Origin of the sequence: uncultured Veillonella sp. (assembly GCF_900545205.1) — a bacterium.
GTDB lineage: Bacteria > Bacillota > Negativicutes > Veillonellales > Veillonellaceae > Veillonella.
On record NZ_UQYC01000104.1, the window covers coordinates 1 to 4,495 of the forward strand.

At 37.6% G+C, this 4,495-nt stretch carries 5 protein-coding genes and 1 pseudogene; all 6 read left to right on the top strand.

Annotation, left to right across the window (positions count from 1 at the left end; genetic code table 11):
• Positions 1–660 (top strand): PASTA domain-containing protein (locus QZR70_RS08465; protein ID WP_295794487.1); only part of this gene is annotated, 660 nt, incomplete at its 5' end.
• 8 nt (positions 661–668) lie between these two features.
• The gene (rsgA, locus tag QZR70_RS08470; protein WP_295794488.1) at positions 669–1,532 is read left to right on the top strand and encodes a ribosome small subunit-dependent GTPase A; all 864 of its coding nucleotides are present in this window, start codon (positions 669–671) and stop codon (positions 1,530–1,532) included.
• 1 nt (position 1,533) lies between these two features.
• Positions 1,534–2,184, top strand: coding sequence for a ribulose-phosphate 3-epimerase (rpe, locus tag QZR70_RS08475; protein ID WP_105089145.1), 651 nt, complete (start codon positions 1,534–1,536; stop codon positions 2,182–2,184).
• A 286-nt stretch (positions 2,185–2,470) separates the two neighbouring features.
• Positions 2,471–3,184, top strand: a complete 714-nt coding sequence (gene rpsB / locus QZR70_RS08480) for a 30S ribosomal protein S2 (protein ID WP_005386735.1) — start codon at positions 2,471–2,473, stop codon at positions 3,182–3,184.
• A 115-nt stretch (positions 3,185–3,299) separates the two neighbouring features.
• On the top strand, positions 3,300–3,980 hold the full coding sequence (tsf, locus tag QZR70_RS08485; RefSeq protein WP_105089146.1) for a translation elongation factor Ts: 681 nt from the start codon (positions 3,300–3,302) through the stop codon (positions 3,978–3,980).
• 62 nt (positions 3,981–4,042) lie between these two features.
• Positions 4,043–4,495, top strand: a pseudogene (locus QZR70_RS08490) (hypothetical protein); the annotation flags it as partial.

Here is a 4,495-nt window from a genome sequence, read left to right on the forward strand (position 1 = left end):
GGTGTTGGTGATATTACAGTACCAGACTTATCCGGTTTAACTGTAGAACAAGCACGACAACGTCTCAAAGATGTAGGTTTAGTTGTTGGTAAAGTAACTCAACAATCTGTTGATAATAAACCTGATGGCGTTATTATTGCTCAAAGTCCATCTGGTGATTCTAAAGTTTCTAAAGGCACTACAATTGATCTCGTTGTAAATAAAGCAAAAGCTAAAAAGATTCAAATGCCAAATGTTATTGGTATGACCTTAAAAGATGCGCGAGATACATTGAGCAATGCTCATCTTGGTGTTAATCAAGTAGCTGGTTCAGTAGAAGAAAAATCTATCGTAACAGAGCAAAGCATTAAAGCTGGGGATGAAATTGATGAAGGATCTACAGTAAACTTAACGACTGAATATAAAGATGATAAAAAGAAATCTGATAAAAAGTCGGATAGCAGCAGTAATAAGACGACTGGTACCGTAGATATCACAGTCCCAGCAGGGTCTAAAAATCAAGAACTTAAAATTGTCGTAAAGGATGATGAAGGTTCTGCTGTTATTTATGATGATACAAATAAACCTGGTGATCGTATCGTTAAAAAAGTGTCTGGTGTAGGTAATGTACGTATTGAGGTTTATCTCAATGGTGCATTAGTACAAGAAACAGCATTATAAGGGGAATTATGATTACAGGCATTGTTGTCAAAAATATGAATGGCTACTTTTACGTACAAGACGATAGCGGTACTGTTCATGAATGTAAAGTTCGAGGCAGATTAAAGAAAGGTCGCTACAGTTTACTTGTTGGTGACCGTGTTACGATTTCAGAGGATGGATTCGTTGAGTCCATCCATGATCGTAATAATGCTATGGTAAGACCTGCGGTAGCTAATATCGACCAAGTTGTGTTGGTGGTAGCTGCCCATGAGCCAGATATTAATGAGTTATTGCTCAATAAAATGCTGGTTATGATTGAGCATGCAGATATTCCTATTGTATTATGTATCAACAAATGTGATTTGATGGATTCAGATACGGAAGATATGGTAAAACTTTATCAATCTATCGGCTATGAAGTATTGATGACATCAACATATAATATGACTGGTATTGATGACTTACGTCATGTCTTAGAACATAAGGTAACTGCTTTTGCAGGTCCTTCTGGTGTTGGTAAAAGTAGTTTATTAAATGCAGTGGACCCTAAGTTTGCATTCCAAACGGGAGAGGTTAGTGACAAAATTAAGCGTGGTAAACATACTACTCGTCATGCTTCCTTATATAGTTTGGATTCAAATTCCTTTATCATGGATACACCAGGCTTTAGCGCCATTGAGTTCAATGATGTATCATTAGAACGGTTACCTACGTTATTCCCTGAATTTAGTGATTATGTTGATACATGTAAATTTAATCCTTGTTATCATGAACATGAACCTATTTGTGGCATAAAAGATGCTTTAGAGGCTGGCCATATTCATCAAGGACGATATGATGCATATATGTCTATACGTAATGACATAGAAAGTCAACGAAAGAGGTTTTAAAATGATTAAAATTGCACCATCTATGCTCTCTGCAAACTTTGCAACATTAAGTGAAGAAATAAAATCCATTGAATTAGCAGGAGCAGACTTATTGCATATTGATATTATGGATGGTCATTTTGTACCAAACCTAACCTTTGGTGCACCTATAGTAAAAGCAATCCGTCCTTATACACAACTACCATTTGATGTTCATTTAATGGTTACTAATCCTGGTGATTACGTAGAAGAGTTTGCAAAGATTGGTGTAGAGTATTTTACATTCCATCAAGAAACAGTGCCTCATATGCATCGATTGATCCAACATATCAAACAATGTGGTATGAAAGCAGGGGTATCGCTTAATCCAGGTACACCAGTATCTTTATTGGAGGATGTAGCAGCTGATCTTGATATGATTTTAATTATGTCCGTAAATCCTGGCTTTGGTGGTCAATCCTTTATTCCAAACGCTATTAAAAAGGTTAAACAAGCTAAAATGCTATTAGAAGAAGTAGACAATACAACTGCAGTTATTGAGGTAGATGGTGGTATTAATGATATTACTTGTGTACCGATTAAACGGGCAGGTGCTACTGTTTTAGTAGCTGGATCTGCTGTATTTGGCGCCGATGATCGGGCACAAATGATTGAGGCTATTCGAAATAACTAGTTATTATAATAATTGTTATTTTGAGGTTACTATCTTAATATTATGTGTAGTATCTAAACAGTATTATGTTTGGAAATAATAGCTACTAGAAAAGTAATTTCATAAACAAACAGAAGGAGTGAGGTTTTCTTAAATAAATCCTCACTCCTTGCTTGCTTTTAGAATAATTTTTTGGTAAAATTACTGGGTATGAAAAATATGCACGTCGGTGGACTTCGGTACTGTGCCTAATTTTGGGTGACCCGAAGGATGAAGCGGCGGAGGTTAATTAACAGGAGGTGCCACAATGGCAGTAGTATCAATGAAACAATTATTAGAGGCTGGTGTACACTTTGGTCATCAGACTAGAAGATGGAACCCTAAAATGGCGAAATTCATCTTCACTGAACGCAATGGTATTTATATCATTGACTTGTCCAAAACAGTTAAAAAAGTAGAAGAAGCTTACAATTTCTTGCGTGAAGTTGCTTCCCAAGGCGAAGTAATCTTGTTCGTAGGTACTAAAAAACAAGCTCAAGAAGCTATTAAAGAAGAAGCTATCCGTGCTAACATGTTCTTCGTTAACGAACGTTGGTTGGGCGGTATGTTGACTAACTTCAAAACAATTGAAACTCGTATTAAACGTTTAAAACAATTGGAAGCTATGGCAGAAGATGGTACTTTCGAAGTATTGCCTAAAAAAGAAGTTATCGGTCTTCGTCATGAAATGGAAAAATTGGAAAAATATCTTGGCGGTATCAAAGATATGCCTAAAATGCCAGGTGCTCTTTTCGTAGTTGATCCTAAAAAAGAAAAAATCGCTATTGCAGAAGCTAAAAAATTGGGTATTCCAGTTGTTGCAACAGTTGACACTAACTGCGATCCTGATGAAGTAGAATTCCCAATCCCAGCAAATGATGACGCTATCCGCGCTGTAAAATTGTTGGCTGGTAAAATGGCAGACGCTGTTCTTGAAGGTCGTCAAGGCGAATCTTTAGACGGTGCTGAAGCTGCAGAATAATTCTGTTAAGCTACTTAATCATTTCTGATTAGCATTTGAAAGATAAATCTATAACATATATAATTAGGGTAAGGACTATATCCTTACCTTAATTAGTACTAGGAGGAACAAAATAATGGCAATTACTGCTGCTTTGGTAAAAGAATTGCGCGACATGACTGGCGCAGGTATGATGGACGCTAAAAAAGCATTGGTTGAAACTGACGGTAATATCGAAAAAGCGGTTGACCTTCTTCGTGAAAAAGGTTTGGCTGCTGCAGCTAAAAAAGCTGGTCGTATCGCAGCTGAAGGTGTAGTACAATCTTACATCCACGCTGGTGGCCGTATCGGTGTATTGGTAGAAGTTAACTGCGAAACTGACTTCGTTGCTAAAACTGATGATTTCCAAAACTTGGCACGCGATATCGCTATGCAAATCGCAGCTGTAAACCCTACATACTTGAACCGTGAAGAAGTTCCTGCTGAAGTAATCGAACACGAAAAACAAGTATTGTTGGAACAAGCTAAAGTAGAAGCTGAAGAAGACGTTAAAGCTGGCCGTAAACCAAAACCTGAAGCTGTTTTGGAAAAAATGGTTGCTGGTCGTATTGAAAAATTCTATAAAGAAAACTGCCTATTAGAACAAGTATTCATTAAAGATGGCGACAAAACTGTTACAGACATCATTAATGAAAATATTGCAAAAATCGGTGAAAACATCAACGTACGTCGTTTTGTTCGCTACGGTTTGGGCGAAGGCATTGAAAAACGCCAAGATGACTTCGTAGCTGAAGTAATGGCATCTGTTGGTAAATAATTAAGAAATAATAAGAGAACACCGTACAGTGTTCTCTTATTTTGCAATAGAGGAGTAAACACATGGCAAAGAGAAACTTTAGACGTATTGTTTTGAAGTTGAGTGGTGAAGCATTAGCGGGTGAACAAGGTTTTGGTATTAACCCTGATGTTGTTGAAGAATTTGCAAAAGAAATTGCTGCTTTAGCAAAATCCACTGATTTAGAAATCGCAATTGTTGTTGGTGGCGGTAACTTGTGGAGAGGGTTAGCTGGTAGTAACCAAGGTATGGATCGTGCTACAGCTGACTATATGGGTATGCTAGCAACAGTAATGAACTCCTTAGCATTGCAAGATGCATTAGAACAAGCAGGCGTAGACACTCGTGTTCAAACTGCTATCGAAATGCAAGAAATTGCAGAACCTTATATTCGTCGTCGTGCAATTCGTCACTTAGAGAAAAAACGTATCGTTATCTTCGGTACACCGGTTGAAGGAGAAGGCAAAGAAGCGAATCAAGGATATCGCCCGCGACCT